This is a genomic window from Acidithiobacillus sp. AC3, from assembly GCF_050261095.1.
Taxonomy (GTDB): domain Bacteria; phylum Pseudomonadota; class Gammaproteobacteria; order Acidithiobacillales; family Acidithiobacillaceae; genus Igneacidithiobacillus; species Igneacidithiobacillus copahuensis.
This window is the reverse complement of the sequence record NZ_CP189838.1, coordinates 1,034,226-1,060,484: the sequence shown is the minus strand read 5'-3', so window position 1 is coordinate 1,060,484 and position 26,259 is coordinate 1,034,226. Positions and strand designations below refer to the sequence as shown.

Below are 26,259 nucleotides of genomic sequence, written 5' to 3'. Positions count from 1 at the left end.
CAGGAGCGCTGGATACACTGAGCCCGTACTTTTCGCACGGGAGCTGCGATGGATAGGAAGTACCGTTGGTCCTTGCCATTTTTATTACCCATACTGTTGAGCGCTTGCGCCCCCGGACCCAAGCTTCTGTTGCCCAAGATGCAGGGGCCGGAGCATTATCTTGCCGATCACAAGACCTGGGCTGGCAGCAGCCAGAAACTGCTATGGCAGGATAGCGCTCGGACAGAAGACTGGTGGCGTCTTTTCGGCTCAACTGTCCTGAATCAGGACCTGCACACCGCGCTGCGCGCCAATCCCGATATTCATCAAGCGCAACTGACCCTGCTGCGCGCGCACCAGCTCGAAAAGGTTGCGGCCGCAGGGTTTGCCCCGCAGATCACTGGTAACGGTCAGTGGGCACGCAGCCGTGCGCTGCGCACCGGGGCCAACGGCGGAACCAGTTATCGCATTCCGGGCAATCCGTACTCCCTGCTCCTGGGCTCCGTGGAGGTCAGTTATAGCCCAGACCTTTTCGGCAGGACAACTGATCGTCTCCAGGATGCGCAGGCCCAAAAAAAGATCTCTCAGGCACAGCTCTCTGCTACCCAACAGATCGTCGCAGCTTCTGTAGCGAAGGCATTGATCAGCGCGGCGGCGGCCCAAGACCAGTGGCGCTCGGCCCAGCAAATCGCCGGGGCTGATGAGCACCTGCTGCATCTGATCCAGCAGGAATACCATCTGGGGGCGAGCAACCTGCAGATCGTGCGTCAACAGGAGGCATTGACCGCCTCGGCCAAGGCTGCGGTCGTCCCTCTCCGGGTGGAGATGTCCCGCCAGCAGCACGCCTTGGCGACGTTACTCGGCCGTTACCCCGCGCAGGGTGCGCCTGCCCCGTCTCTCCAAGACATCCACGTACCCAAAGACATCCCTGCCGTGGTGCCTTCGCGTTTGCTGATGCAACGACCAGATATCGTCGCCGCCCGCGCAGCGGTACAGGCCGCGGCAGCCGAAGCGCATCTCGCGGCTGCCGATCGCTACCCACAGATCGACATCAGTGCCGATTTAGGCAAAGCGGCACAGTCCGGGGCGCTGTTTTTCAGTCCCGTCTCTACCCTTTGGGGCCTAGCAGGCAGCGTGATCGCACCAATTTATGAGGGTGGAGCCCTGCAGGCCCAGGAAAAGGCCGCGGTGGATACCTACAAGATCGCGGTCTCGCAATACCATCAGGTTGTACTCACCGCGTTTCGCCAGGTCGCCGACGCATTGCGTGCCGTGCAGGGGGCTGATCAAAGCTACAGCCAGAGCCGGATGGCGGCCCAGGCTGCCGAGCAAGCACTGCACTTGGCGCAGGCACGTTATCGAGACGGGATAAGCAATTACGCTACGGTTCTCGACGCGGAAATCGCCAACGAAAAGGACCAACAGGCCTATTTACAGGCAAAAAGTGAGCGGTACCTGGATACCGCCGCATTGTTTCTGGCCATGGGCGAGGGTCCTTCGACTTCGTCCAACGATCTCCCACAGGATAGCCACCCATGAAAAAATCCATTCCGATCGCGGTCTTCGGGATTCTCCTGCTGTTTGGTACGGTCTTCGCCCTGCATGCCTGGCGAGAAGATCGACTGGCGCAGGCACGCAAAGGGAATGCGCATCCCGTGGTTACGGTTTCCGCTGCCAAGGCCGCCTGGGCCACGATTACCCCGCAAAGTACTGCGGTTGGTCAGATCCGCGCGCAACAAGGAGCAGCGCTGAGTCTGCAAACCGCCGGGGTCATCCGTAGCTTGCAGTTTCATTCTGGCGAAACGGTGCAGCAAGGACAGGTCCTGCTGCGTCTGGATCCCGGCCCACTGCCAGGAGAGCTGAAAGAAGCGCAGGCACAGGCCAAGTTAGCCACTGTAAATGCCCAGCGGGCAGCGCAGGTCTATGCCATACACGGGATCTCGACGGCCGAACTGGACAAGGCAAAGTACGGGGCGGAGGTGGCAAATGCCAAGGTGCGGTCCTTGCAGGAGAAACTCGCCAATACCGTGCTGCGAGCGCCGTTCTCCGGGGTGCTGGGTCTACGCAAGGTCGAGCTCGGGGAATATTTGTCGGCGGGCAAGGCAGCGGTTCGCCTGGAATCTCCACAAAATCTGCAGGTCGACTTTGCCGTTCCCCAAAATCTCGCCCCGTCTGTACGGGTAGGGGAGTCATTGCGTCTGCAGTCCCGTCAAGGGGAAAAGGGTCAGCAATTCGTCGCCCAGGTCATCGCCGTCGACAATCATGTGGATCAAGCAAACCGGGCCCTGACGGTGCGCGCGCAGATTCACAAGCCCGGCTTTCTGCGACCGGGGATGTTCGTACTGGTGAAGCTACCGACTATGTCGCCCGAGCGGCAACTGACGATTCCCCAGGTAGCCGTCGCCTATCACAGCTATGGCGATTTCGTGTATGTCCTCAAGCGTCAGGGACAGAACTGGATTGCCCAGGCGACCCCCGTCCAATTGGGCGCGGTGGAAGGGCAGAACGTGGTGGTGCGCAACGGTCTGCAGGCGGGCGATGAGGTGGTCACTGCAGGCCAGGTCAAATTGCACAACGGTGATCAGGTGCGCATCAACAACGCCGTTTCTCTTCATTAAGCTGCCAGGTGCTCCATGCGATTTTTGTCTGCCTTCATTCATCGTCCCGTTCTTGCCGTTACCCTGATGGCGGCCCTGTTTCTGCTGGGGCTGCGCTCCTTGGGAATGTTGCCAATCACCGAGTTCCCACCTACCAAAAGTGGGCTGATCACGATCACCACCCATTACTTTGGTGCGACTCCCAAAACCGTGAATGCCTTCATCACGGCGCCACTGGAGAAGGCAGTCGCCCAAGTGCCGGGCATCAACTACATGACCGCGGTCAGCGAAAATGGAATCTCCATCATCACCTTGTATATGCAGATGGGGGTCAATCCCAACGCCGCCCTATCGCAGGCACAGATCAAGGTCAACAGCGTCTTGAATCAATTGCCCAAGGGTGTCATGCAACCCGTGGTGGTGGAGATGCCGGGCTCCGGCGCATATTTGATGTATCTCACGTTTTCAGGAAAGGGACTCAATCAGCAGCAGATTACCGATTACCTGACCCGCGTGGTGCAGCCCGCCATCCAGTCCGTCCCCGGGGTGGGTGTTACCTCCATCCTGCCGCCGGGTACGGGGCCAAACGGCAACACCTTCGCCATGCGAATCTGGTTGAATCCACAGAAAATGGCAGTCTTGGGCATCACTCCCGCAGAGGTGCGCGCGGCGCTCCAGGCCAATGACTTTGTCAGTGCGGCGGGACGGCTGCGCGATACCAATACCGCGATCTCGATCACTGCCAACACCGCCCTGCATAGCCCAAAGCAGTTTCGCGAATTGGTGGTGAAGACGGTGCATGGGGTACCGATCACCCTGGGGCAAATCGCGACGGTTTCCTTGGGCGCGCAGACCTATGACTCCTCGGTATTGGTGAACGGGCAGCCTGCCGTGAACCTGGGCGTCATGCAGGCACCGGGAAGCAACGCCCTGCAAATGGCCACCGGCGTGAAGAAGACCTTGCTGCAACTGGACAAGAGTATGCCGGCGGGAATGCAAGCCAAGGTACTCTACAATGGAGCGCAATTCGTCCGCAGTTCCATCCAGGAAGTATTGACCGATATTGGTCTGGCGCTGTTGATCGTCATCGTGGTGGTGTACCTGTTTCTCGGTTCCTGGCGAGCGCTGGTAGTTCCGGCCCTGGCCATTCCGCTGGCCTTGGTCAGCGCCATGACCCTGCTGCACGCGCTTGGCTTTACCCTCAATCTTCTCACCCTGCTGGCGATGGTGCTTGCTATTGGGCTGGTGGTGGACGATGCCATCATCATCGTCGAAAACGTGCACCGCCATCTGGAACACGGTGCGACCCCGATCCATGCTGCCCTGCAGAGCGTGCGGGAGCTCAGCAGCCCCATCCTGGTCATGGCGAGTACCGTTGTTGCGGTGTTCCTTCCCATGGTGCTACTGGGCGGCCTGGTAGGTCAGCTCTTCAGTGAATTTGCCCTCACCATCGTCGCCACCGTTCTCATGTCGATGGTCAACGCCCTCGTTCTGGCGCCAATGTTGGCCTCCCGAGTGTTGCGGGGAGGTCAGCCGGGGCGTTTTGCAAGCCTGGTCGAGCGCGTGTTCGATCGCCTGCGCGCGGCCTACGGCAGAGGTTTGGCACGCAGCTTTATCCATCGTCCCGCTATACTCACCGGAGCCGCTTTGTTGGCCGTAGGGGTCGCGGGACTTTTCTGGCTGAGTCCGCAGGAGCTGGCTCCTCCGGCCAATCAAGGGATCGTCTATGTGAGTGGGCTCGCCCAAGCAACGGCGACCCTGGAGTATATGGACAAATACGATCGCTATCTGACCAAGACGGTTTTTGACCAGGTTCCGCAGCGAAGCGACAGTTTTGTGGTGAACGGGGTCGGTATCGGCGGCTTCCTGCTCAATAATGAGATGATGTCTGGGTTGGTACTGAAACCCAAGCGGGACGTGACCACGCAGGAGGTTCGCAGCCGCGTACAGAAGCTCTCGGGGCAGGTGCCGGGAATGCAACTGGCGGCCTTCGGTCTGCCACCTCTCCCCGGTTCGGCCGTGGGCCTGCCGGTGCAGTTCGTGGTCAGCAGCACCTCCGGCAATTATCAGGAACTCAACCACGTGGGCGAAGCACTCGTCGAAAAGGCGCGTGCCAGCGGCCTGTTCAGCTTTGTCGCGAGCAATCTCGAGTACAACGACGTCGTGCTGAAGATCCATATTCACAAAAAACTGTTGGCCAATTTTGGACTGACACTGGCCGATGTCGGAAAAAGCCTGGCGACCCTCCTGGGTGGCAACTATGTCAATTATTTCAGTATGGATGGGCTTAGCTATCGGGTGGTTCCGCAGGTTCCCGTGGCTTTGCGCGCCAATCCGAATCTGTTGCAGAACTACCAGATCCAGACGCCGTCGGGTGCAGAGCTACCCCTGTCCACCTTCGTCACAATTACGCAGGAGGTTGTTCCCACCTATCTGCCGCAATTCCAGAACCTGCCCGCAGTAACCATCGAGGCGAATCCGGCGCCAGGGGTGTCTTTGGCACAGGCGCTCAATTTTTTGCATCAGCAGGCCACAGGTCTGATGTCTAGTAGCGATCAGATCCATTACGCCGGCGTTTCCCGGCAATATGAGAAGCAGGGCAGTTCCTTGGCGATTACCTTTGCCTTTGCCTTGGTCTTTGTATTACTCCTGCTCGCAGCCCAGTTCAATGGATTTCGGGATTCTCTGGTCGTTCTTGCCGGGGTGCCGCTTGCCGCCTTCGGGGCCTTGCTGCCGATTGCCCTGGGGCTGTCGAGTATCAACATCTATTCCGAAGTGGGAATGGTCATGCTGATTGGTCTGACCGCAAAGCAGGGGATTCTCATCGTTCAGTTCGCGCGACAGTTGCAGGTCGAACGAGGATGGGAGCGGGCGTTGGCGGTACGCGAAGCGGCAGCACTGCGTCTACGGCCCATTCTCATGACGGTAGCCGCAATGATTGCCGGCGCCGTGCCGCTGCTCTTCGCTACGGGAGGCAATGCCGAGGCAAGGTTTTCGATGGGCCTGGTAATCATTGCCGGGCTCAGTGTTGGCTCGCTGATTTCCCTTTTTGTCATTCCCGCAATCTATAGCCTCTGGGGTGCAGAACTGAAACCGGCGTCTCGGGAGAAAGAGGGTAACGGCCTGTTGACGAAAGACGCAAACCCCGAGTCTACGGCTCTTCCGTAACGATGGGAGTACTGCAAGCAGGGGTTGACTTTTTTTGTCGGTTTGATAATCATTCGCGTTATCATTTCTACGAAAGAAGAGGTCCGCAGAACATGGCAGCCGTGCAGAGCGGTCTTGGCTTCCCCAAAAGACATCGATTGGGCACCTTTCTTGCGGTGCTCGGGCCCGGGCTGGTGGTCATGCTGGCGGACACCGATGTCGGCAGCGTCATCACGGCGGCCCAGAGTGGTGCGCAATGGGGCTATCGTCTGCTGCTTTTACAGCTTGTGCTAATGCCCATCCTCTATGTGGTGCAAGAGTTGACGGTACGACTCGGCATCTTCACCGGCAAGGGCCATGGAGAATTGATCAGCGAGACTTTCGGCAAGCACTGGGCTTACGTTTCCGTCACCGGACTGAGCATTGCCAGCGCTGGGGCCCTACTCACGGAATTTTCCGGTCTGGCAGGAGTGAGTGAACTGTTCGGCCTGCCGCGGGCATTGGGAGTGGTCCTGGGTGCCAGCGCACTGTGGTTGATCGTAATTACTGGCTCGTACCGTCGGGTAGAACGAATTGCGCTGATTTTTGGGGCCTTTGAGGTGGTCTTTTTTGGCATCGCCTGGGCCGCCCATCCGGATATGGGCAGCCTGCTGCACGGTCTGACCCAGGTAGAGCTCGGCAACCACAATTACATGATGCTGGTGGCGGCGAACATCGGCGCCGTCATCATGCCCTGGATGATCTTCTACCAGCAATCGGCGGTTTCCGACAAGGGGTTGCGTCCGGCGGACTACCCCCATGCCCGCTGGGATACCGCCATTGGTTCGGTGGTTACGCAGTTGATCATGGCTGCGGTACTGATCGCCACCGCCGCCACCATCGGTCTGTCCAACCCCAACGCTCCGCTAGATACCGTACAGCAGCTATCAGAAGCGATTACGCCCTTCCTCGGTACGGTTTGGGGGCATATTGTCTTTTCTCTGGGCATCATTGGCGCCGGCATGATTGCCGCCATCGTTGCCACCCTGGCAGCGGCCTGGGGTTGGGGCGAGGTCACCGGCTTCAAGCATTCCCTGGAGTATCATCCCAAGGATGCGCCGTGGTTCTATGGTATCTATACCCTGGTCTTGCTGGCGGGTGCCGTCGCGGTGATCTTCATTCCCAACCTGGTCAGCCTGGATATTGCGGTGGAAGTCATGAATGCCCTCTTGCTGCCGCTGGTGCTGGGCTTCCTGATTGCTCTGGCAGTCAAGGCGCTCCCCGGCGAGCATCGGCTGCGCGGCTGGTATTTCTGGCTGGTTCTGGCCTTGGGCGGCGCCAGTGCCGGACTCGGGGTCTACGGCGGCATCACCAGCATTCCCGGCCTCTAGTCCCGCATTGCCGACGAGGGGAGTGCGCCGTATGCTCCTTTCATGATGAAAGAAGAACGCGCCATCGCCAAAGTCCATCCGCACCATCAGGCCATGGCGGGGATCCTCGATCAGGCCCCCCTATCACCGCGACATTATCGCCTGTGGCTGCTGGCGACCGCCGGTCCCTTGTTGAGTGGTGTGAGCATGATGGTGCTCGGCATCAGCCTGCCACTGTTACGTGCCCCCTTTCATCTCAGTCCGAGCAGCACGGGTCTGGCAGCGGCGAGCCTGATGGGGGGCACGATCATCGGTGCCTTGCTCAGCGGGCATCTAGCCGATCGCTTTGGCCGCCGCCCCTTGCTCATCGCCAATGCCCTCGGCCTTTTGCTTGCGGGGATCTGGCTCAGTCTCACGCCCAACACTATCCTTTTGATTCTGGGTGAGCTCGTTCTCGGGATTGCGGTGGGCGGCGATTTTCCGGTGGGTAGCAGCTACATTTCCGAATTCATGCCGCAAAACCATCGCGGACGCATGCTGGCGGCATCCATGGCCCTGCAACCCTTAGGTATGCTGCTCAGTGCTGGGGTCGCACTACTGCTGATGCACGGCAGCGGTACGACCTGGCGTTGGCTCATGGCCTGGCAGGCGGTACTCGCCCTGCCCTACTTTTTGGGCCGATGGCGACTGCCAGAGAGCATACGCTGGCTGATGGCGCACGGCCGCAATCAGATCGCCAGCGCGGAGCTTGCCCGCTTCGCGCCGCAACGCAGCACCGAATTACAGCGCATGGGCAGAGAGCTGGGTAATCGTACCCATGCAGTGAGCAAGATTCCGATCAGGTCCAACACCGCCTGGCGGGTATTGTTCACCAAGGAATATCGTCGGCGCACCTGGCTGGTTACCCTACCGTGGTTCTTGATGGATATGGCTACCTATGGGATCGGCCTGTTCACGCCGATCCTGTTGGCTTCCATGAGCGTTTTGCCGGAGCGCCTGCCCACTTGGCAAAAGGACTGGATCAACACCCTGCACACGACGGAGGTGGATTTTCTGCTGCTCGCTGGCGCCTTGACTGCCCTCTGGCTCGTTCCCCGTTTTGGGCGGATGCAGATGCAAATCCAGGGCTTTTTGGGTATGACCCTGGGTTTACTGCTGCTCTGGCGGGCCACGACGGCGCACTGGTCGTTTTTCGTGCTGTTTCTGGGCTTCGCCCTCTACAATTTCGCCATGACCGTCGGCCCCAATGCGACCACGTTCATTCTCCCCACCGAGATGTACCCCACCCAGGTCCGCGCGCTCGGTTCAGGCTTTGCCGCTGCCTTCGCCAAAATCGGGGCGACCCTGGCAGTGTTCCTACTACCTATACTGCAACGCGACCTGGGCGTTGGGCTGCTCTTGCTCGGGATGGCACTGCTCAGTCTGCTCGGCGGAATTTTGACCTATACTTTCCGCGTGGAAGGCCACGGTCTGACTTTGGAGGAGCACCATGGGAGCCTGCCGTTGCGCGCGCGTCAGCTGGAAGGCTGAAACGCTCAAATCGGAGGAATTTGTTGGTGAATACATCGGAGAATCGCATGCCGTTTTCTCATTTTGACGCGATCTTGCAGCAGGTAGCGCCCCTCGACGACATTCCCGTGGCAGTCGTGGATGCAGGACAAAAGGAGGTGCTGGAAGCGGCCTGTGCTGCCCGCGCCCAGAGTATCGTCGAACCCATCCTGCTGGGTAACGCGCAACAGATCCGGGCGTTACTGACGGGTCTGGAGCAGGATACCGGCAACTGCCCGTCGTTTCGGATTGTCGACGTGCCGAGCAGTGAGGCAGCAGCGGCAGAGGCGGTGCAGATGGTCGAACGTGGCGAGGCGGCGGCCATCATGAAAGGCCACATTCACAGCGATGCCTTTCTCCATCCCATCCTCGCCAAACTGCGCACGGATCGCCGCTTGTCACACATCTTTGTCGCCGAACTGGAAAGCTACCACAAACCCCTGCTCATCACCGATGCGGCGATCAACATCAGCCCGGACCTGCTCAGCAAGGCAGCGATTCTGCAAAACGCCATCGATCTTGCCCGGATTCTCGGCGTCGAGCAGCCCAAGGCAGCGGCGTTATCGGCAGTGGAAACCGTAAACCCCGCCATCGCTTCGACCGTCGATGCCGCCTGCCTGGCCAAAATGGCTGAGCGCGGGCAGATCCAGCATGCCATCGTCGATGGGCCCTTGGCCTTCGATAATGCCATCTCCGCGCACTCCGCTGAGGTCAAGGGAATCCATAGCCCGGTTGCTGGCGAGGTGGATATCCTGCTCGTGCCGGATCTGGTTTCCGGCAACATCCTCGCCAAGGATCTGGAATATCTGGCCCATGCCAGCCTGGCGGGTATCGTCATGGGGGCCAAGGTGCCGATCATCCTCACCTCACGTGCCGATCCCCCGCGCGCACGCCTGGTTTCCGCCGCTCTCGCCGCCCTCCTGCATTATGCCGAGAAATCCAAATGAATCCGGAAAGCGCTCCCTGCGCCAAGATCGCCACCCTGACCCTGAATCCGGCGGTGGACGTCAGCTATGAATTTGCGCAGCTGCTCCCCGACCAAAAGACCCACGCCAGCAGCACCCGCTTCGATCCCGGTGGCAACGGCATCAATGTTGCGCGTGCCCTGAAGGAGCTTTTCGTCTGTGCCCATAGTTGCTGCGTGGTCGCCGGGCATGTGGGCCGTCTCCTGCAAACACTGTTGCGCCACAGTCTGGATGATCCCCATTGTGTGGAAGTAATGGGCGAAACGCGCATCAATGCCACCCTGCTGCAACAAGATCCAACAGTGCAGTACGAGGTGACGGCACAGGGTCCGCTGCTTTCCCCCCTGGTTCTCGAGGAGGTCCGCAGCAAGATTTGCAGCTTGGCCGACAACGGCTTCGCCGTGCTGACCGGCTCCTTGCCCCCGGGCGTGCCAACAGATTTTTATGCGCAGCTGATCGAAGAGCTGCGGCAGCAAGGGGCCAGGGTCGTACTCGACGCCCATGGCGAGGCCTTGCGCCGGGGCATCACCGCCAAACCGTTTCTGATCAAGCCAAACGGCTACGAGCTGCGACAGCTCAGCGGCAAGAGCCTGAGCACTCGCCAGGAGCTGATCGCCGCGGCCCGCCAGGTACAACAGCAGGACATCGATTGGGTCTGCGTCTCCCTCGGTGGCGAGGGCGCTCTACTGATCGGATCCGAGCAGAACTTTTTCGCCAATGCGCCAAGCATCGCAGTGCGCTCCACCGTTGGCGCTGGCGACTCGATGGTGGCCGGACTGGTCGCTGCCTTCGCCCAGGGGCAACGTCCGGAGGAGGCCCTGCGCCTTGCCGTCGCCTGCGGCAGCGCCACGGCCGCGCAACCGGGCACTGGTATTTTCACCCACAACGATCTCGACCCACTTCTGCGGCAGATTGAGGTGGAGAATCTCGCACCCTGAAAAGGAGAACGCCATGCAAGCGCAACGCAAAGCTCCCATTGGTATCAGCAAGGAGGCCAGCCGACGCTGGCAGGAAAACTACGAACGGGTTACCCAAGGTTCTGGCCGACTGTTCCTGATGGCGGGTGATCAGAAGGTCGAACATCTGAATGATGATTTCGTGGGCAGTACCGTCGCGGCCGCAGACGCCGACCCGGAACATCTTTTCCGTATTGCCAGCGAGGCACCCATCGGCTGCTTCGCCACCCAGCTGGGACTGGTGGCGCAGTATGGTGGCGACTACCCGGAAATTCCCTACCTGCTCAAGCTCAACAGCAAGACCCACCTGCTTCCCGGAGCCGAGCACGACCCCCGCAGCCGGCAATGGCAAAGCATGACGCAGGTCCAGGAGTTCATGCAGCATGTCGACGTTCCGATCGTCGGCGTGGGCTACACCATCTATCCTGGCTCGGAATTTGAAGCGGAAATGCAGACGGAGGCGGCACAACTCATCCACGACGCCCATCAGCTTGGACTGTTGGCGGTGATCTGGGCCTATCCGCGCGGAAGAGCGGTGGGGAAACGCGAACACGATCCCCATCTGATTGCCGGTGCCGCAGGACTGGTCGCCTGCCTGGGCGCAGATTTCGTCAAGGTCAACCCACCGCTGAATGCGCAAGGCGAGGCAGAGGCCAAGCTGTTGGGTGAAGCGGTTGCCGCTGCCGGACGCACGCAGCTGGTCTGTGCCGGGGGGTCCGAAGTCAGCAGTGCGGACTTCGTCCGTCGTCTGGACGCACAATTGCGTGACGGACACAGCGCTGGCTGCGCCACCGGTCGCAACGTTCATCAACGCAGCCAACAGGAGGCCGTTGCCCTGTGTCGGGCCATTCACAGCCTGGTGGTCGAGGATCGCGGCCTGGAACACGCCCTGGCATTGTTGCAGGAGGACTGAGCGCCCATGGCTCGTCTACCGCGTCAGAAAAGCAAGATCGTCTGCACCATCGGCCCCGCCTCCGACCGGATAGCGGTCCTCGAGGCCATGCTGCGGGCCGGCATGGATGTGGCCCGAATCAATCTCGCCCACGGCAGCATCCCGGAACATGCCGAACGCATCCAGCGCATTCGCAGCGCCAGCACGCGAGTGGAAAAACGGGTAGCCATCCTCGCGGATTTGCCGGGCCCCAAGATCCGCATCGGTACCCTGCCGCAGCCCCTCCAGCTCAAAAAAGGCGAACGCCTGCGCCTGGGACCTGGGCCTTACCACGAAGAACAGGGACAACATCATTTACCGCTGGAACTGCCGGAACTGGCGCGCCCTTTGCGCAAGGGGGATGACGTCTTTCTCGCTGATGGCTTCCTGCATTTGCGCGTCGATGCAGAAGAACAGGGGATTCTGCACTGCCGCGTTGTGGTGGGGGGCGAGTTGCGCTCCCACAAGGGCGTCAATCTGCCCGGCTTGCTGCTCGCCGGCAGTGCGCTCACGGCGCAAGATCAAGACTTGTTGCGCGCCATTCTGCCGCTGGGGGTGGATGGGATCAGCGTTTCTTTTGTCGAGTCGGCAGCCGATCTGGAGCAGGCCCGGACGCTTGCCGCACAACAGGGTTATGAGCCATTTCTGGTAGCCAAGATCGAGCGCCAGCGAGCCCTGCGCAACCTGCCCGAAATTCTCGCGGCTTGTGATGGGATCATGGTGGCGCGCGGCGATCTGGGGGTGGAGATCCCGATCCAGAGCATTGCCCGACAGCAGAAGGAGCTCATTCACCGCGCCCGTGCTGCCGGCAAGGCGGTCATCACCGCGACCCAGATGCTGGAGTCGATGGTCAACAACCCTCGTCCCACTCGCGCCGAGGTAAATGATGTCGCCAACGCCATCCTCGATGGCAGCGACGCGGTAATGCTCTCGGAAGAATCGGCCATGGGTAACTATCCGCTCGAAAGCGTGCGCATGATGGCGCGCATCGCCGCCGACATCGAAGGCTCGGGATTCAGCACCCGCGAGCTGACTTGCCGCAAGAGCGAGAAGGCGGCCGTGGAAGCGGTCATTGCCTGCGATGTGCGTTCGGCAACAGCGATGCTCAAGCCCCTATTCATCGTTACGCCGACCGAGACCGGCGCCACGGCGGCGCGAATTGCAGGCCTGCGGCCGCAGGCCTGGATCCTTGCCCCCAGCCGTCATGCCGCAACCTGCCAGCGTCTGTGCTTTTACTCGGGGGTCTATCCGATCTTCCTCGACCCCGGCTCCGGTAGTTGGGAAAGTGCCATACGCCATTGGCTCAGCGACAACGGCTGGCAACAGGGGCACATTATTCTCACCCAGGGTCCAAGCTTGGGCCATCCGGGTGGCACCAATAGATTGGAGATCATCGATCTCGCCATATTCGAACCCCAAATGCACCAGCAAGGAGACAGCTATGGATAGCCTGATAGAAGACATCATCGCCCGGGAAATTCTCGACTCCCGCGGCAACCCCACCGTCGAAGCGGAAGTCTTGCTGAGCGATGGCAGCCGGGGACGGGCTGCAGTGCCCTCCGGCGCCTCTACCGGCAGCCGCGAGGCCCTGGAGCTGCGTGACCAGGACCCCAACCGCTTCGGTGGCAAGGGGGTGCGGAAGGTCATCGAGCACATCGAAGAAGAGATCGCTCCCAATCTGATCGATCTGGACGCGAGCGCCCAAAAGATGATTGACGACACCCTGCTCGGCCTGGACGGTACCAACAACAAGTCGCGCCTCGGGGCCAATGCCCTGCTCGCCGTGTCCCTGGCCTGCGCCCGCGCCGCCGCCGAAAGCAAGGACCTCCCTCTCTATGCCTATCTCGGCGGCCCCGCGGCCTCCCGCCTGCCGGTGCCCTGCCTCAACGTCCTCAATGGCGGCGTCCATGCCCATTGGCAGGGGGCAGATTTTCAGGAGACCATGCTGGTGCCTTTTGGCGCCGACTCTTTCCGCGAGGCCATCCGCTGGGGGGCAGAGGTCTATCACGCCCTGCAGAGCCTGCTGCTCGAAAAACATTTGAGCGTTGGCGTGGGTGACGAGGGCGGCTTTGCCCCAGCGGTGCGCTCCAACCATGAAACACTGGACCTGCTCCTCGCTGCCATCGAAAAGGCCGGTTTCGTGCCGGGCAAGGATTGCGGCATTGCCATCGATCCGGCCTCTTCGGAATTCTATCGGGACGGCAAGTACCAGCTGCACACCGAAGAACGCGCCATCGGCAGCGAAGAAATGATCGAATATTACGCGAAGCTGGTGGATGACTATCCCATCGTGCTGCTGGAAGATGGTCTGGCCGAGGATGACTGGGAATCGTGGAAACAGCTCAACGCGCGCTTAGGCAGCCGCATCGAGCTGGTGGGCGATGACATCTTCTGCACCAACCCGGAGATCATCGCCCGCGGCATCAGAGACGACATTGCCAATTCCGTGCTCATCAAGCTCAATCAGATCGGCACCGTCAGCGAGACCTTTGCCGCCGCCCGACTGGCGCAGTTCCATGGCTGGGGGGCCTTTGTCTCGCATCGTTCCGGGGAAACCACCGACGATTTCATTGCCGATCTCACCGTGGCGCTGGACACTGGTCACCTCAAATCCGGTGCGCCCTGCCGCGGCGAGCGTGTCGCCAAGTACAACCAGCTCCTGCGCATCGAAGAAGAACTGGGCACTGCCGCCACATACGCCGGCGCCCAGGCCTTCGTCCGCCCTGCAACCCGCTGAGAGCGGGGCCGCTCAGCGCCTCAGAAAAGGCTGCGGGCGGCCTTGCCGATGCCCTCGGCCGACATCGGGTGCTGGTCGGCAAAACGGGCGAGATCATAGGCCGTCGCTCCCAGGCTCAGCGCCGTCCCGATCTGCCCGATCAAGGCGCCGGCATCGATGCCAACGATCCAGCCCCCCAGCAGGCGCAGGGAGGAAGGCTCGAAGAACAGGCGAATCTCCCCCTCCAGGCGCTCAAGAATCTGCGCCCGGGAGTCTTCAGCAAAATCATAGCGACCCACCGCCAGTTCGCGTCCCGCAGCCTTGGCCGGGGTCATGCCAATATAGGCCGCGGCCGGGAGGGTGAAGATCGTCGTCGGCACATTGTGGAAATCCGCGTAATCCAAGGGTTGATTGCCCCCCAGGATATTGTGCGCCGCGGCCAACGATTGCCGTACCGCTGCATGAAAGAGGGGTACCCGACCATTGACATCACCGGCGGCGTAGATATGCGGGTAGCGGGTCTGCAGAGATGGCCCCACCTGGACGCCATGTCGGTCAAATTCGATACCAATCGCTTCGCAACCCTCGGGAATCACCGGCGAGCGCCCGACTGCGAGCAGCACCGCCTCCGCCTCTCCGCTCTCCTCCTGCCCGGCGCGTTGCCAGAGCACCCGGCGCAAGGCACCCTGGGCCTCGATGCGCTGCACATCGACGTCGGTCAGGATCCGCATCCCCGCCGGCAACAAGGGCTGGAGCAGGGCGACCATGCCCGGATCCATGCCGTTCAAAATCTGTCCGCCCTTCTGCAGGAGGATCACCTGACTACCAAGCTCAGCAAAGAAAGACGCCGTTTCCAGGCCAATGTATCCGCCACCCACCACGATCAAGCGCTTGGGCAAAGCGCGCAGGGCCGGGTCCGGTTTATAGAGATCATGACTGGTCAGACAATGTTCGGCACCGGGAAGGGGAGGCACAAAGACGTCCAAGCCACTGGCAATAAGGAGATGATGGCAGCGGATTTTCTCACTGCCCTGATCATCGTCAATCTGCACGGTGTGGGGATCAAGAATGCGCGCCACCCCCTTGCGCAGCTCGATACCGGGTTGTGCAGCAAGCTCCTGGGCATGCTGGGCATACCGCCGCGCCTGTACCTGATCCTTGTGCTGCACGATGGCTGCATAGTCCGGCGCCGATAGCTCTGCCCGACCCAGCTGGGTGCTGAAACGCCGCGTTGCGCCAGCCAAGGACGCCATCTCCCGCACTGCCTTGGATGGCACACAGCCCTCATAGAGACAGTTGCCACTCATCACCCCTTTGGGATCTACCATGAGCACCTTGCGCCCCGCCCGCGCCAGTCGAAAGGCCGCCGGATACGCCGCGCCGCCAGCCCCGATACAGAGCAGATCCACTACTTTTTCCGCCATATCTGACCTCCTGGTCCCATTATATACTTGTCAGTATAGTTCACCGCCGCGGATGAGCCGATGGTCTACACTGAGGTTGCAAAGCCGGAGGATGCACGCATGAATATCACACCGTCCTATGTATTGCCCCAATTGCCAGAAGCGCTGGATGGGCTGATTGAACTGGCCCTGGATCTGCGCTGGTCATGGAGTTATCGCAGTGATGTCCTCTGGGAGCAGCTCGATGGAGAACTCTGGAGCCGGACCCGCAACCCCTGGTTGTTGTTGCAGAACCTCGACGCAGCCAAACTCGATGTCTTGGCCCGCGACGAGGGGTTTCTGACCTTGCTGCAGGAGCACCTGCAGCACCATCGCCAGGAAAGCCGTCGGGAAGGCTGGTTTCAAAAAAACATCCCCTCGGCACAGCTGCAACGTGTTGCCTATTTCAGTATGGAGTTCGGCCTTTCCGAGGCCTTACCCATCTATTCCGGTGGTCTCGGGATTCTCGCTGGCGACGTGCTGAAAACCGCCAGCGACCTCGGCGTACCCATGGTCGGCATCGGCATCCTCTGGCAGCAGGGCTACTTCCGCCAGAGTCTGGATGACTGTGGCCGCCAACTGGAGCTCTATCCCTACAACGATCCCACCCAACTGCCCATTCTCCCGGTGCGTGATCCGGAGGGGCAGTGGCTGCGTCTGGAATTGCCCTTTCCGGGCCGCTCGGTCATCCTGCGTGCCTGGCAGGCCCAGGTCGGCACCGTCCCGCTATATCTTTTAGACAGCAACGATCCGCTCAACAGTCCTGCCGACCGGGGCATTACCGCCGAACTCTATGGTGGCGGGCCGGAAATGCGCCTGCAGCAGGAGATCTGCCTGGGTGCAGGCGGTTGGCTGCTGCTGCGCCATCTCGGTATAGAGATAGATATCTGTCATCTGAATGAAGGGCATGCCGCCTTCGCCATCCTGGCGCGTATCCATAGTCACATGCGCGACCATGGCAGCGACTTCTCGTGTGCCTTGAACGCCACCCGCGCCGGCAACGTCTTTACGACGCACACGCCGGTAGCCGCTGGCTTCGATCGCTTCGCGCCGGAACTCGTCACCCGCTATATCGAAGGCGCACCCAAGATCTTTGGCGTTGACCTGCAGCAGATCCTGGCGTTGGGCCGGGCCAATGCGGAAGACCTCCGGGAGCCATTCAACATGGCTTGGCTGGCCATCCACGGCAGCATCCACGTGAATGGCGTCAGTGCCTTGCATGGGAAGGTGAGCCAACATCTCTTTCAGCCACTCTTTCCTCGCTGGCCGACAGATGAAATCCCGGTATGCGGCATTACCAACGGCGTCCATATTCCCTCCTGGGACAATGCCGAGGCAGATGCCCTATGGACAGAACACTGCGGTGCCGAGCGCTGGTTGGGAGAGCTGCAGGACATTAGCGCCCAGTTTCACAACGTGAGCGATACCGAAATCTGGCAACTGCGGCAAAAGGGTCGCCAACAACTCATCGAATTTGCCCGCAATCGCCTGCAACGGCAGTTGGCCATGGCGCACCGCCCACAGGAAGAGATCAACGCCGCAGCCCTGGTGCTCGATCCCAACACCCTGACCATCGGCTTTGCCCGCCGCTTCACCGCTTACAAGCGCCCCAATCTCCTGCTCAGCGATCCAGAGCGCCTCTATCGCATCCTCAGTGATCCGCGCCATCCGGTGCAGCTCCTGATTGCCGGCAAGGCGCACCCCCGGGATGGCGACGGCAAGGCCATGATCCAGGAATGGACCCAGTTCCTCCGCCGCCATCCCGACCTCTTTCACAAGGTCGTCTTCATCGCCGACTACGACATGCTCGTGGCGGCACAACTGGTGCAGGGCGTGGATGTGTGGATCAATACCCCCCGTCGCCCCTGGGAGGCCAGTGGCACCAGCGGCATGAAGGTACTCGTCAACGGCGGCCTGAATTGTTCGGAACTGGATGGCTGGTGGGCGGAAGCCTACAGCGATGCCGTCGGCTGGGGCTTGGGCGACCGCCATGAACACGACTCCGATTCGGCGTGGGACAGGCATGAGGCCGAGCAGTTGTACCAGATCATCGAGCAGGAAATCGCCCCTCTCTTTTATCAGGGACGTGACGAAAGTGGCTGCCCCTGTGCCTGGGTAGAAAAGATCCGCAGCAGCATGGCGGAGCTCACCCCCCGCTTCAGCAGTCATCGCATGTTGCAGGAGTATGTCGAGAACCTCTATCTGCCCGCCGCCAAGCGGCTGCGCGAACGCTCTTCACTGGAACAATTGCGTAGTATCTGCGCTTGGCAGAGCCATCTGAAGGCGCACTGGCATGGTCTACGCTTTGGCGAACTGCATGTTGCGGAAACTGGCGAAGAATATCAGTTCCAGATGCATGTCTACCTGGATGACGTCCCGGCGGAAATGATCCAAGTACAGTTATTTGCCAATAGCGTAGACGCCCATGGTCCCGAACTGCTTCCGATGCAGCGCTCCGAGACCCTCACTGGTGCCGTCAACAGCTTCAATTATCGCTGTAATATCGCCAAGCGCCGACCGGTCTCCGACTACACTCCACGCATCGTTGCCCAACACTCCCTCTGTGAAGTGCCCCTCGAAAACAACGCGATTCTTTGGTACCGCTAACGAAAAAGGATCCGGAGCGTCTCCGGATCCTGATGTATGGTGGAGCTAAGCGGGATCGAACCGCTGACCTCTTGAATGCCATTCAAGCGCTCTCCCAGCTGAGCTATAGCCCCAATTTCTGGTCGGCGTACTATTCCAGAAGACGCCTTCCCTGTCAACTCATCGGCTATGAAAGTGTAGCAGCAAATTAGTAATGTCCGCTTTCGGCACGTTAGAAATGTCCGCCTGGAAGAGTAGAGAGGCAAGGACGAATGACGCAGGAGCGGATAGAGATGAGCGAGCGGGAGCTCAAGCGGTTTGCGGTGCTGCAGCAGGTGATCGATGGGAGCCGAAGTCAGGGGCAGGCAGCGCTGGCATTAGGCTTGTCGGAGCGGCAGATTCGGCGCTTGCAGCGCGGGGTTGAGCGGGAAGGGGCACGGGCATTGATCAGTCGACGCCGTGGCAGACCCTCCAACCGAAGGGTAGAGACGACGGTCCGGGAGGGCATCCTGGCGCAGGTGCGGGCACGCTATGCGGACTTTGGCCCCACCTTGGCAGCGGAATATCTGCGCGCAGATGGCTATACCGTATCGAAGGAGACGCTGCGTCGCTGGATGATCGCTGCGGGCCTGTGGCAAGCCCAGCGCAAGCGGCGCACGCGCCTGCACCCACCCAGGCCGCGCCGAGCGCGACTGGGGGAATTGATCCAGATCGATGGCAGTCCCCACGATTGGTTCGAAGGCCGTGGGCCGCGCTGCACCCTGATCGCCTTCATTGACGATGCCACCAGTCGGGTCTTGTATGCCCGTTTTGCGCCGGTAGAAAGCAGTCAGGCCTACCTGTCCGCCCTACAGACCTACGTCACGACTCATGGCTGCCCCGTGGCGCTCTACAGCGATCGGCACAGCATCTTCACCAAACACAACCCAGAAGACAACGAACCCACGCAGTTTCAGCGTGCCACCGAAGCCTTGGGAATTGCCACCATCCAGGCCTTGAGCCCACAGGCCAAAGGTCGGGTAGAACGCCTGTTCCAAACGCTTCAGGATCGCCTGGTCAAGGCCTTGCGCCTGAAGGGTATCAGCGATCAGGATACCGCCAACGCTTGGCTCCCCCAGTACCTGCAGCAACACAATGCGCGCTTTGCCGTGGCGGCATGCGACGACGAGGACGCCCACCAACCCTATGATGGAAGTCCAGAAACTCTCGCCCGGATCTGCGCCATCCACCACCGCCGTACCCTATCCAAAGACTTGGTGCTGTCTTTCCAGAGACAACGCTACATCATCCAGACCGGTGGTGCCCCACGTTATGCACTGCGCGGACGGAAAGTCGATGTCGTGGTCCATGCCAACGGGCAAGTAGAACTAGTAGCCGCCCAGGCAGTCTTGCCCTACAAGGTCTTCGATCCCGCCCAGGAAATCCCTCGTCCTGTCGATGACAAAGGCCTCAACGCACGTGTCGACACGATCCTGGCGTCCCGCCGCTGGTCCGAAAAATCCCGACCTGCTGCCGACCACCCTTGGCGTCGTTACCCCACCTCAGATTGTCCTTGAAAGAAACCAACACCCAGGAAACCGGACATCTCTATCTTGCCCAACACCGGACATTTCTAATGTGCCTTGACACTCATCGGCTATGAAAGTGTAGCAGCAAATTAGTAATGTCCGCTTTCGGCACGTTAGAAATGTCCGCCTGGAAGAGTAGAGAGGCAAGGACGAATGACGCAGGAGCGGATAGAGATGAGCGAGCGGGAGCTCAAGCGGTTTGCGGTGCTGCAGCAGGTGATCGATGGGAGCCGAAGTCAGGGGCAGGCAGCGCTGGCATTAGGCTTGTCGGAGCGGCAGATTCGGCGCTTGCAGCGCGGGGTTGAGCGGGAAGGGGCACGGGCATTGATCAGTCGACGCCGTGGCAGACCCTCCAACCGAAGGGTAGAGACGACGGTCCGGGAGGGCATCCTGGCGCAGGTGCGGGCACGCTATGCGGACTTTGGCCCCACCTTGGCAGCGGAATATCTGCGCGCAGATGGCTATACCGTATCGAAGGAGACGCTGCGTCGCTGGATGATCGCTGCGGGCCTGTGGCAAGCCCAGCGCAAGCGGCGCACGCGCCTGCACCCACCCAGGCCGCGCCGAGCGCGACTGGGGGAATTGATCCAGATCGATGGCAGTCCCCACGATTGGTTCGAAGGCCGTGGGCCGCGCTGCACCCTGATCGCCTTCATTGACGATGCCACCAGTCGGGTCTTGTATGCCCGTTTTGCGCCGGTAGAAAGCAGTCAGGCCTACCTGTCCGCCCTACAGACCTACGTCACGACTCATGGCTGCCCCGTGGCGCTCTACAGCGATCGGCACAGCATCTTCACCAAACACAACCCAGAAGACAACGAACCCACGCAGTTTCAGCGTGCCACCGAAGCCTTGGGAATTGCCACCATCCAGGCCTTGAGCCCACAGGCCAAAGGTCGGGTAGAACGCCTGTTCCAAACGCTTCAGGATCGCCTGGTCAAGGCCTTGCGCCTGAAGGGTATCAGCGATCAGGATACCGCCAACGCTTGGCTCCCCCAGTACCTGCAGCAACACAATGCGCGCTTTGCCGTGGCGGCATGCGACGACGAGGACGCCCACCAACCCTATGATGGAAGTCCAGAAACTCTCGCCCGGATCTGCGCCATCCACCACCGCCGTACCCTATCCAAGGACCTGGTGCTGTCCTTTCAAAGACAGCGCTACATCATCCAGACCGGTGGCGCCCCACGCTATGCACTGCGCGGACGGAAAGTCGATGTCGTGGTCCATGCCGACGGGCGAATCGAGCTGGTAACTGGCGGCGAAGTCTTGCCCTACCAGGTCTTCGATTCGCCCCAGCAAATCCCCCATCCTGTCGATGACAAAAGCCTCAACGCTCGCGTCGATGCGATCCTGACTTCCCGACGTTGGTCAGAAAAATCCCGGCCTGCTGCCGACCATCCCTGGCGTCGTTACCCCACCGTAGATCGTCCTGGAAAGTAATCCATACCCAGGAGAACCGGACATCTCTATCTTGCCCAACGCCGGACATTTCTAATGTGCCTTGACACTCATCGGCTATGAAAGTGTCTGCTATGAAGGTCGCGGCAAAGCACAATAGAATGAACGCATGAAAGATCTTGCCTCCTCGCTCGACCGCTTGCTTGCTGAACTCGGGCAACCCATCGTCTGCCTGGACTTGGAAACCACGGGCGGACGCCCCCAGCAGGACCGCATTCTCGAGATCGGCATGGTGACGCTTGCGCCGGGACGAGAGCCTCGGGAATGGAGTCAGTTACTGGATCCCGGTTGTGCTGTTTCCCCCTACATCACGCAGTTGACCGGGATTCACCCCAACATGCTCCGCGACATGCCACGCTTTGAGGATATCGCTGCGAGCTTGGCGCTCCACTTGCAGGGGCATATTCTGGTCGCCCACAACGTACGCTTCGACCTTGCCTTTTTACGCCAGTCTTTCCAACGCGTCGAGATCCCTTTCAAAGCGAAGGCCATATGCAGCGTCAAAATCTCTCGGCGACTTTTCCCCCAAGAAACGCGTCATGGTCTGGACGCCGTCATTCATCGCCTGGAAATTCCCTGCCGTAATCGTCATCGTGCCCTGGACGATGCGCGCGTCGTTGCGGAATTTCTCCAGCGGCTTGCCGACGAGCGTTGTCCCGAACTCGTGCAGGCCTGCAAACTGCAATGGGAACAGGAATGTCTTCCTCCCAATCTCGATCCAGAAATCATTCGCAGCATTCCCAATCGGCCAGGGGTCTATCTGTTTTTTGGGAGCAATGAGATTCCCTTGTACATTGGCAAAAGTATTCACCTGCGCAAACGAGTACTGGAGCACTTCCGTAATGATTTCCGGCAGGACCGCGAGATGCAGATCGCGCAGCAGGTGGAGCACATCGAATGGATAGAAACCCCAGGCGAGTTGGGTGCACTGCTACTGGAATCACGCCTGGTGAAAGAGAAAAATCCTCTCTATAACCGCCAGCTGCGCAGAAAAAAGGCGCTTTGCACCATTGTTTGGGGCGGCCCAGGGAGCGCAACACCACAGATCCACTGCGGCGCGGCGATTCGGCCAGGCATCTGCCACGGGATATTCGCCAATCGCCGCAGTGCGAAAGCCGCACTCAAGCGCCTGGCACAGGAATGGGGACTTTGCGATATTCGCTTGGGATTGCAAAAAGGCAAAGGCGCTTGTTTTGGCTTCCAGATCAAACGCTGTCGTGGCGTATGTACCGGCCAAGAATCCACGGCGGAGCATGATGAAAGACTGTATGCCGCCCTGCAAATTTTGCAAATCCAGCACTGGCCATTTTCCGGACCTATCGGTATTCCCGAAGACGACACCGGCGCCTCCATCCATGTTTTTGATCACTGGTGCCATATGGGAATCTTACGAGAAGATACCGGAATAGTAGAAAAATTCACGGAATCAGCCAGCTTCGATGCGGATACCTATCGCATATTACTCCGCCACCTCAATCGCTCTCCGCAACAATGGACATCTTTGGATCAGGATTGGGACTGTCGATCATAAATGGCGAGGGAACCAATCGGCGTCTAAAGTGGTCAACAGATCGTCATTCACAACTCCAGGGAACGCCGCTATGTTTGGATTTGGAAAGGAAGAAATGCCCGCTGTCAACTGCCCTGCCTGTCAGAGCAGCATGCAGGACATGGGTTCGCATGGGATCCGCATGGGCGGCTTGACCGGCATTCTTGGGGCAGGCGCCGCGCTGGTTGGCGGACAAATGGCCGACGATGCAGAAGAGGCCTTCGAGAAAAAAATGGCGGTGCGGGTCTTCGTTTGTCCGCAATGTCATGAAGTATCCCTGAAATATCAGGGTGGACTCTAAGCCTTGCCGGAAACATCTGGCGTGCTTCGTAGACGACTGCTGACTCTGTGCCTGGTGCCTGTGCTGGGAGCTTTCGCTGGCAACAGTTTTGCTGCCGGAAATCTTGCGACCAACGCCAATGCCTGGCAGTGGGTGTGGCAAAAACTGGCGCGCTACGGCTACGTTCATGTTGTCTACGGCAGTTATATGGAACGCTATGGTGCGGTGCGCACAGTCGCCGCCTGGGATGTTGCCGTTCCACATAAATTGCAGGATTTATCGAACCGCTGGGGCTACTCTGCGTTAAACCCGGAATTCCGCAGTGGAGTGATCCAATTTGAACGGGCTAGCAAGATTCTGCCCGTCAATGGCATTTCCCGGGGACGAGTTAATGCAACCCTGATTGCTCGGCTGGAAGCGGGGCATATTCCCTACAATCCCTATCCGTTTCAGTGGGTCGAGGTCCGCAAAGATCATCATCCCGAACAACTACGGATCTGGCAGGTGCCGCCCTCTGCGGCAGGTGACCTGCATTGGAAAGGTCGCTGGGGCTACCATTCGGTGGTCAACACCGGAGTGTTGCAGTCCACGCCAGATGGGAGTTGGCCGGTATATCAGCGCCTTGCCGACACGACGATGCACGGCACTTTTCCCATCCGCATCACAAAGACAAAATATCTCAGTCTATCGCCAGATCAACGCGGACATTATCACGGTCATCTGGTCTACTGGCAGCGATATGTCGCGCCAAATGTCCGTTTTGTCAATTATTTTTATGACGGTCGAGCAATTCACTTCTACCCGCGCAAGACTTATGGCTGGCCACAAAGCGCTGGATGCGTAGAGATGCCCTATCAAAACGCAAAGCATCTGTTTCACCTTTTGCATTATGGGGATCTGGTATCCGTGGTCGGGCATTACCAGCCTTTCTCCCCGCCCAAGGAGAAACTACTGCTTGCGGGAGAAGAACTGCGCAAAAGGATCATAGAAAATATCCAACAGCAAGCCTCTGGCTCTGCGTGAGCCTGTGGCCTACTGGACTCCCGTTTGCTAGTTGCCGGCAGAGGTCTTACCATCGTCCCATAAGCCAGCAACAGCGATGACGACGATCATGACCCAATCTATCGATTCCCATCTCAACGAAGAGCGTCTTTTCCCCGTGCCCGAGACATTCGCCGCCCGTGCGCATCTCGATCAAAGCGAATACCAGCGTCTGCAGGCAGAAGCCGAGCGCGATCCTGAAGCATTTTGGGGCACCCTCGCGCGCGAACACCTGCTCTGGGAGCAGCCATTCTCGCGGGTTCTGGATCAGGGCGAGGCGCCCTTCTACCGCTGGTTTACCGACGGCAGCCTCAATGTCGCAAAAAATTGCATCGACCGTCACCTGCAGGGGGCGCAAAAGCACAAGGCCGCGCTGATTTGGGAGGGAGAGGATGGCAGCGTCAAGACCCTGACCTACGCGCAACTGCACCGCGAGGTGAGCCTCTTTGCCAATACCCTACGCGGCGAGAAGGTCGAGTCTGGTGACCGGGTCGTTATCTACATGCCCATGGTCATCGAAGCGGTGGTGGCGATGCTTGCCTGTGCGCGCATTGGCGCTGTGCACTCCGTGGTTTTCGGTGGATTTTCCGCCGAGGCGCTCAAGGATCGACTGGAAGATACTGGCGCCAGGATTCTGCTCACCGCCGATGGCGCCTATCGTGGCGGAAAGATCGTGCCACTCAAACGCCATGCCGATCAGGCCTTATTGCGCGAGCACGAACATCAGGTGGAACGGGTCATTGTCTTGCAACGCACCGGCACCGACATTGACATGCTGGATGGTCGCGATCTGTGGTGGCACGAGGCAATCGCCGGGCAGTCGGCCCACTGTCCTGCTCCCGCCCTTCCCGCCGAGCACCCCCTCTTCATCCTCTATACCTCGGGCAGCACCGGCAAACCCAAAGGGATTCTGCACAGTAGCGCTGGTTACCTGCTCTGGGCCAAGCTCACCAGCCGTTGGTCTTTCGACCTGAAAGAGGACGACGTGTACTGGTGTACCGCCGATGTCGGCTGGATCACCGGGCACAGCTATGTGGTCTATGGCCCCTTGGCCAATGGTGCCACTGTCTTTTTATATGAAGGCGCCCCCATGTACCCCCAACCCGACCGCTTCTGGTCGATGGTGGAGCGCCACGGCATTAGTGTCCTCTACACTGCGCCAACGGCCGTGCGCGCCTTCATGAAGATGGGCGACAGCTGGGTCAAGAAACACGATCTCAGCAGCCTGCGACTGCTGGGGAGCGTGGGCGAACCGATGAACCCCGAAGCGTGGATCTGGTATCGCGACGTCATTGGCGGCGGAAAATGCCCCATCGTTGATACCTGGTGGCAGACGGAAACTGGCGGGCACATGATCGCTCCCCTGCCCGGGGTCAGCGCCAACAAACCCGGCTCCTGCGCCCTGCCCTTGCCCGGAATATCCGCCAAGGTGGTGAATGAGCAGGGCGAGGAAATCGACGCCGCCGACCAGGGTGGTTATCTGGTCATCGATCGTCCCTGGCCGGGCATGTTGCGCGGCGTCTGGGGCAATCCCGAACGCTACGTGCAGACCTACTGGGGAAAGTTCGGCAACCGCTATTATATAGCCGGCGACAGCGCCCGACGCGACAAAGACGGGTACTTTTGGGTGATGGGCCGCATCGATGACGTTCTCAATGTATCCGGCCATCGCCTGGGTACCGCGGAGATCGAATCCGCTCTCGTTGCCCATCCCGCCGTCGCCGAGGCCGCCGTCGTCGGCATTCCGCATGAGATCAAGGGAGAAGCGGTATCTGCCTTCGTGATTCTCAAGGCCGCCCATCAGGGAGACGATCATGATCAGCTGAGCGCAGCGTTACGCGCGCAGGTGACGGATCTGATTGGCGCCATTGCTCGTCCCGATGATATCCACTTCGTCGATAGTCTGCCCAAGACCCGCTCTGGCAAGATCATGCGTCGCCTGTTACGCGCGCAAGCCCGTGGCGAAGAAATTACCCAGGATATCAGTACATTAGAAGATTAAGGGAAAGATATCAGACTGACAGTTGACAGAACTTGCTGAAAATATCCGCAAGGATCAGCATATTGCAATCTCAAGGCGAGCGTTTCCCGGGAGATCCACTCCTGAAAGGGAAACGCTACTGATTTCCGGCAAAGCGCAACGG

The 26,259-nt window shown here is 59.8% G+C and carries 18 protein-coding genes and 1 tRNA gene; 17 read left to right on the top strand and 2 right to left on the bottom strand.

What is annotated here, in order from left to right:
- The first annotated feature begins 48 nt into the window (after window positions 1-48).
- The 10 genes from ACQAYK_RS05430 to eno all read left to right on the top strand — a co-directional run bounded on the left by ACQAYK_RS05430 (window position 49) and on the right by eno (window position 14,209).
- Window positions 49-1,518, top strand: a complete 1,470-nt coding sequence (locus tag ACQAYK_RS05430; RefSeq protein ID WP_215870869.1) for an efflux transporter outer membrane subunit — start codon at window positions 49-51, stop codon at window positions 1,516-1,518.
- Window positions 1,515-2,597, top strand: a complete 1,083-nt coding sequence (locus ACQAYK_RS05425; protein WP_215870868.1) for an efflux RND transporter periplasmic adaptor subunit — start codon at window positions 1,515-1,517, stop codon at window positions 2,595-2,597. The genes ACQAYK_RS05430 and ACQAYK_RS05425 overlap by 4 nt, the downstream gene beginning before the upstream one ends.
- 15 nt (window positions 2,598-2,612) lie before the next feature.
- On the top strand, window positions 2,613-5,744 hold the full coding sequence (locus ACQAYK_RS05420; RefSeq protein WP_483168008.1) for an efflux RND transporter permease subunit: 3,132 nt from the start codon (window positions 2,613-2,615) through the stop codon (window positions 5,742-5,744).
- A gap of 92 nt (window positions 5,745-5,836) precedes the next feature.
- The gene (locus ACQAYK_RS05415) at window positions 5,837-7,093 is read left to right on the top strand and encodes an NRAMP family divalent metal transporter (protein ID WP_483168007.1); all 1,257 of its coding nucleotides are present in this window, start codon (window positions 5,837-5,839) and stop codon (window positions 7,091-7,093) included.
- A 42-nt stretch (window positions 7,094-7,135) separates the two neighbouring features.
- Window positions 7,136-8,602: an MFS transporter gene (locus ACQAYK_RS05410; RefSeq protein ID WP_483168006.1), complete on the top strand. Its 1,467-nt coding sequence runs from the start codon at window positions 7,136-7,138 to the stop codon at window positions 8,600-8,602.
- Between the two features lie 26 nt (window positions 8,603-8,628).
- Window positions 8,629-9,567, top strand: coding sequence for a bifunctional enoyl-CoA hydratase/phosphate acetyltransferase (locus ACQAYK_RS05405; RefSeq protein ID WP_255790211.1), 939 nt, complete (start codon window positions 8,629-8,631; stop codon window positions 9,565-9,567).
- On the top strand, window positions 9,564-10,523 hold the full coding sequence (gene pfkB, locus ACQAYK_RS05400) for a 1-phosphofructokinase (protein WP_215870864.1): 960 nt from the start codon (window positions 9,564-9,566) through the stop codon (window positions 10,521-10,523). Before ACQAYK_RS05405 ends, pfkB begins: the two co-directional genes overlap by 4 nt.
- 13 nt (window positions 10,524-10,536) lie before the next feature.
- Entirely contained in the window at window positions 10,537-11,454 is a 918-nt protein-coding gene (locus ACQAYK_RS05395; protein ID WP_215870863.1) for a beta/alpha barrel domain-containing protein, read from the top strand.
- Window positions 11,455-11,460: 6 nt separating this feature from the next.
- The gene (gene pyk, locus ACQAYK_RS05390) at window positions 11,461-12,921 is read left to right on the top strand and encodes a pyruvate kinase (RefSeq protein ID WP_215870862.1); all 1,461 of its coding nucleotides are present in this window, start codon (window positions 11,461-11,463) and stop codon (window positions 12,919-12,921) included.
- Window positions 12,914-14,209 carry a phosphopyruvate hydratase gene (gene eno / locus ACQAYK_RS05385; protein WP_215870861.1) on the top strand — a complete coding sequence of 432 codons (1,296 nt, stop codon included), beginning with the start codon at window positions 12,914-12,916 and terminating at the stop codon, window positions 14,207-14,209. The genes pyk and eno overlap by 8 nt, the downstream gene beginning before the upstream one ends.
- Before the next feature lie 20 nt (window positions 14,210-14,229).
- On the opposite strand, the gene ACQAYK_RS05380 is transcribed toward eno, so the two are convergent.
- Complete coding sequence (locus ACQAYK_RS05380; protein ID WP_483168005.1) at window positions 14,230-15,612, bottom strand: dihydrolipoyl dehydrogenase; 1,383 nt, start codon at window positions 15,610-15,612, stop codon at window positions 14,230-14,232.
- Window positions 15,613-15,711: 99 nt separating this feature from the next.
- Here ACQAYK_RS05380 and glgP point away from each other — a divergent pair, with 99 nt between their 5' ends.
- A complete protein-coding gene (gene glgP, locus ACQAYK_RS05375; RefSeq protein ID WP_215870859.1) occupies window positions 15,712-18,237 on the top strand; it encodes an alpha-glucan family phosphorylase in 2,526 nt (841 codons plus the stop codon).
- 37 nt (window positions 18,238-18,274) lie between these two features.
- Here glgP and ACQAYK_RS05370 read toward each other — a convergent pair.
- Window positions 18,275-18,350, bottom strand: a tRNA-Ala gene (locus ACQAYK_RS05370).
- A 159-nt stretch (window positions 18,351-18,509) separates the two neighbouring features.
- Here ACQAYK_RS05370 and ACQAYK_RS05365 point away from each other — a divergent pair.
- The 6 genes from ACQAYK_RS05365 (at window position 18,510) to acs (ending at window position 26,117) form a co-directional block, all read left to right on the top strand.
- Entirely contained in the window at window positions 18,510-19,772 is a 1,263-nt protein-coding gene (locus ACQAYK_RS05365; protein ID WP_483167386.1) for an ISNCY family transposase, read from the top strand.
- A 186-nt stretch (window positions 19,773-19,958) separates the two neighbouring features.
- The gene (locus ACQAYK_RS05360; RefSeq protein WP_215870423.1) at window positions 19,959-21,227 is read left to right on the top strand and encodes an ISNCY family transposase; all 1,269 of its coding nucleotides are present in this window, start codon (window positions 19,959-19,961) and stop codon (window positions 21,225-21,227) included.
- Between the two features lie 127 nt (window positions 21,228-21,354).
- Window positions 21,355-22,776: a 3'-5' exonuclease family protein gene (locus ACQAYK_RS05355; RefSeq protein WP_215870858.1), complete on the top strand. Its 1,422-nt coding sequence runs from the start codon at window positions 21,355-21,357 to the stop codon at window positions 22,774-22,776.
- A gap of 70 nt (window positions 22,777-22,846) precedes the next feature.
- Window positions 22,847-23,095: a hypothetical protein gene (locus ACQAYK_RS05350; protein ID WP_215870857.1), complete on the top strand. Its 249-nt coding sequence runs from the start codon at window positions 22,847-22,849 to the stop codon at window positions 23,093-23,095.
- Between the two features lie 21 nt (window positions 23,096-23,116).
- Window positions 23,117-24,097: a L,D-transpeptidase family protein gene (locus tag ACQAYK_RS05345; RefSeq protein ID WP_483168004.1), complete on the top strand. Its 981-nt coding sequence runs from the start codon at window positions 23,117-23,119 to the stop codon at window positions 24,095-24,097.
- Window positions 24,098-24,173: 76 nt separating this feature from the next.
- Window positions 24,174-26,117: an acetate--CoA ligase gene (acs, locus tag ACQAYK_RS05340; protein WP_480082267.1), complete on the top strand. Its 1,944-nt coding sequence runs from the start codon at window positions 24,174-24,176 to the stop codon at window positions 26,115-26,117.
- Window positions 26,118-26,259 lie beyond the last annotated feature (142 nt).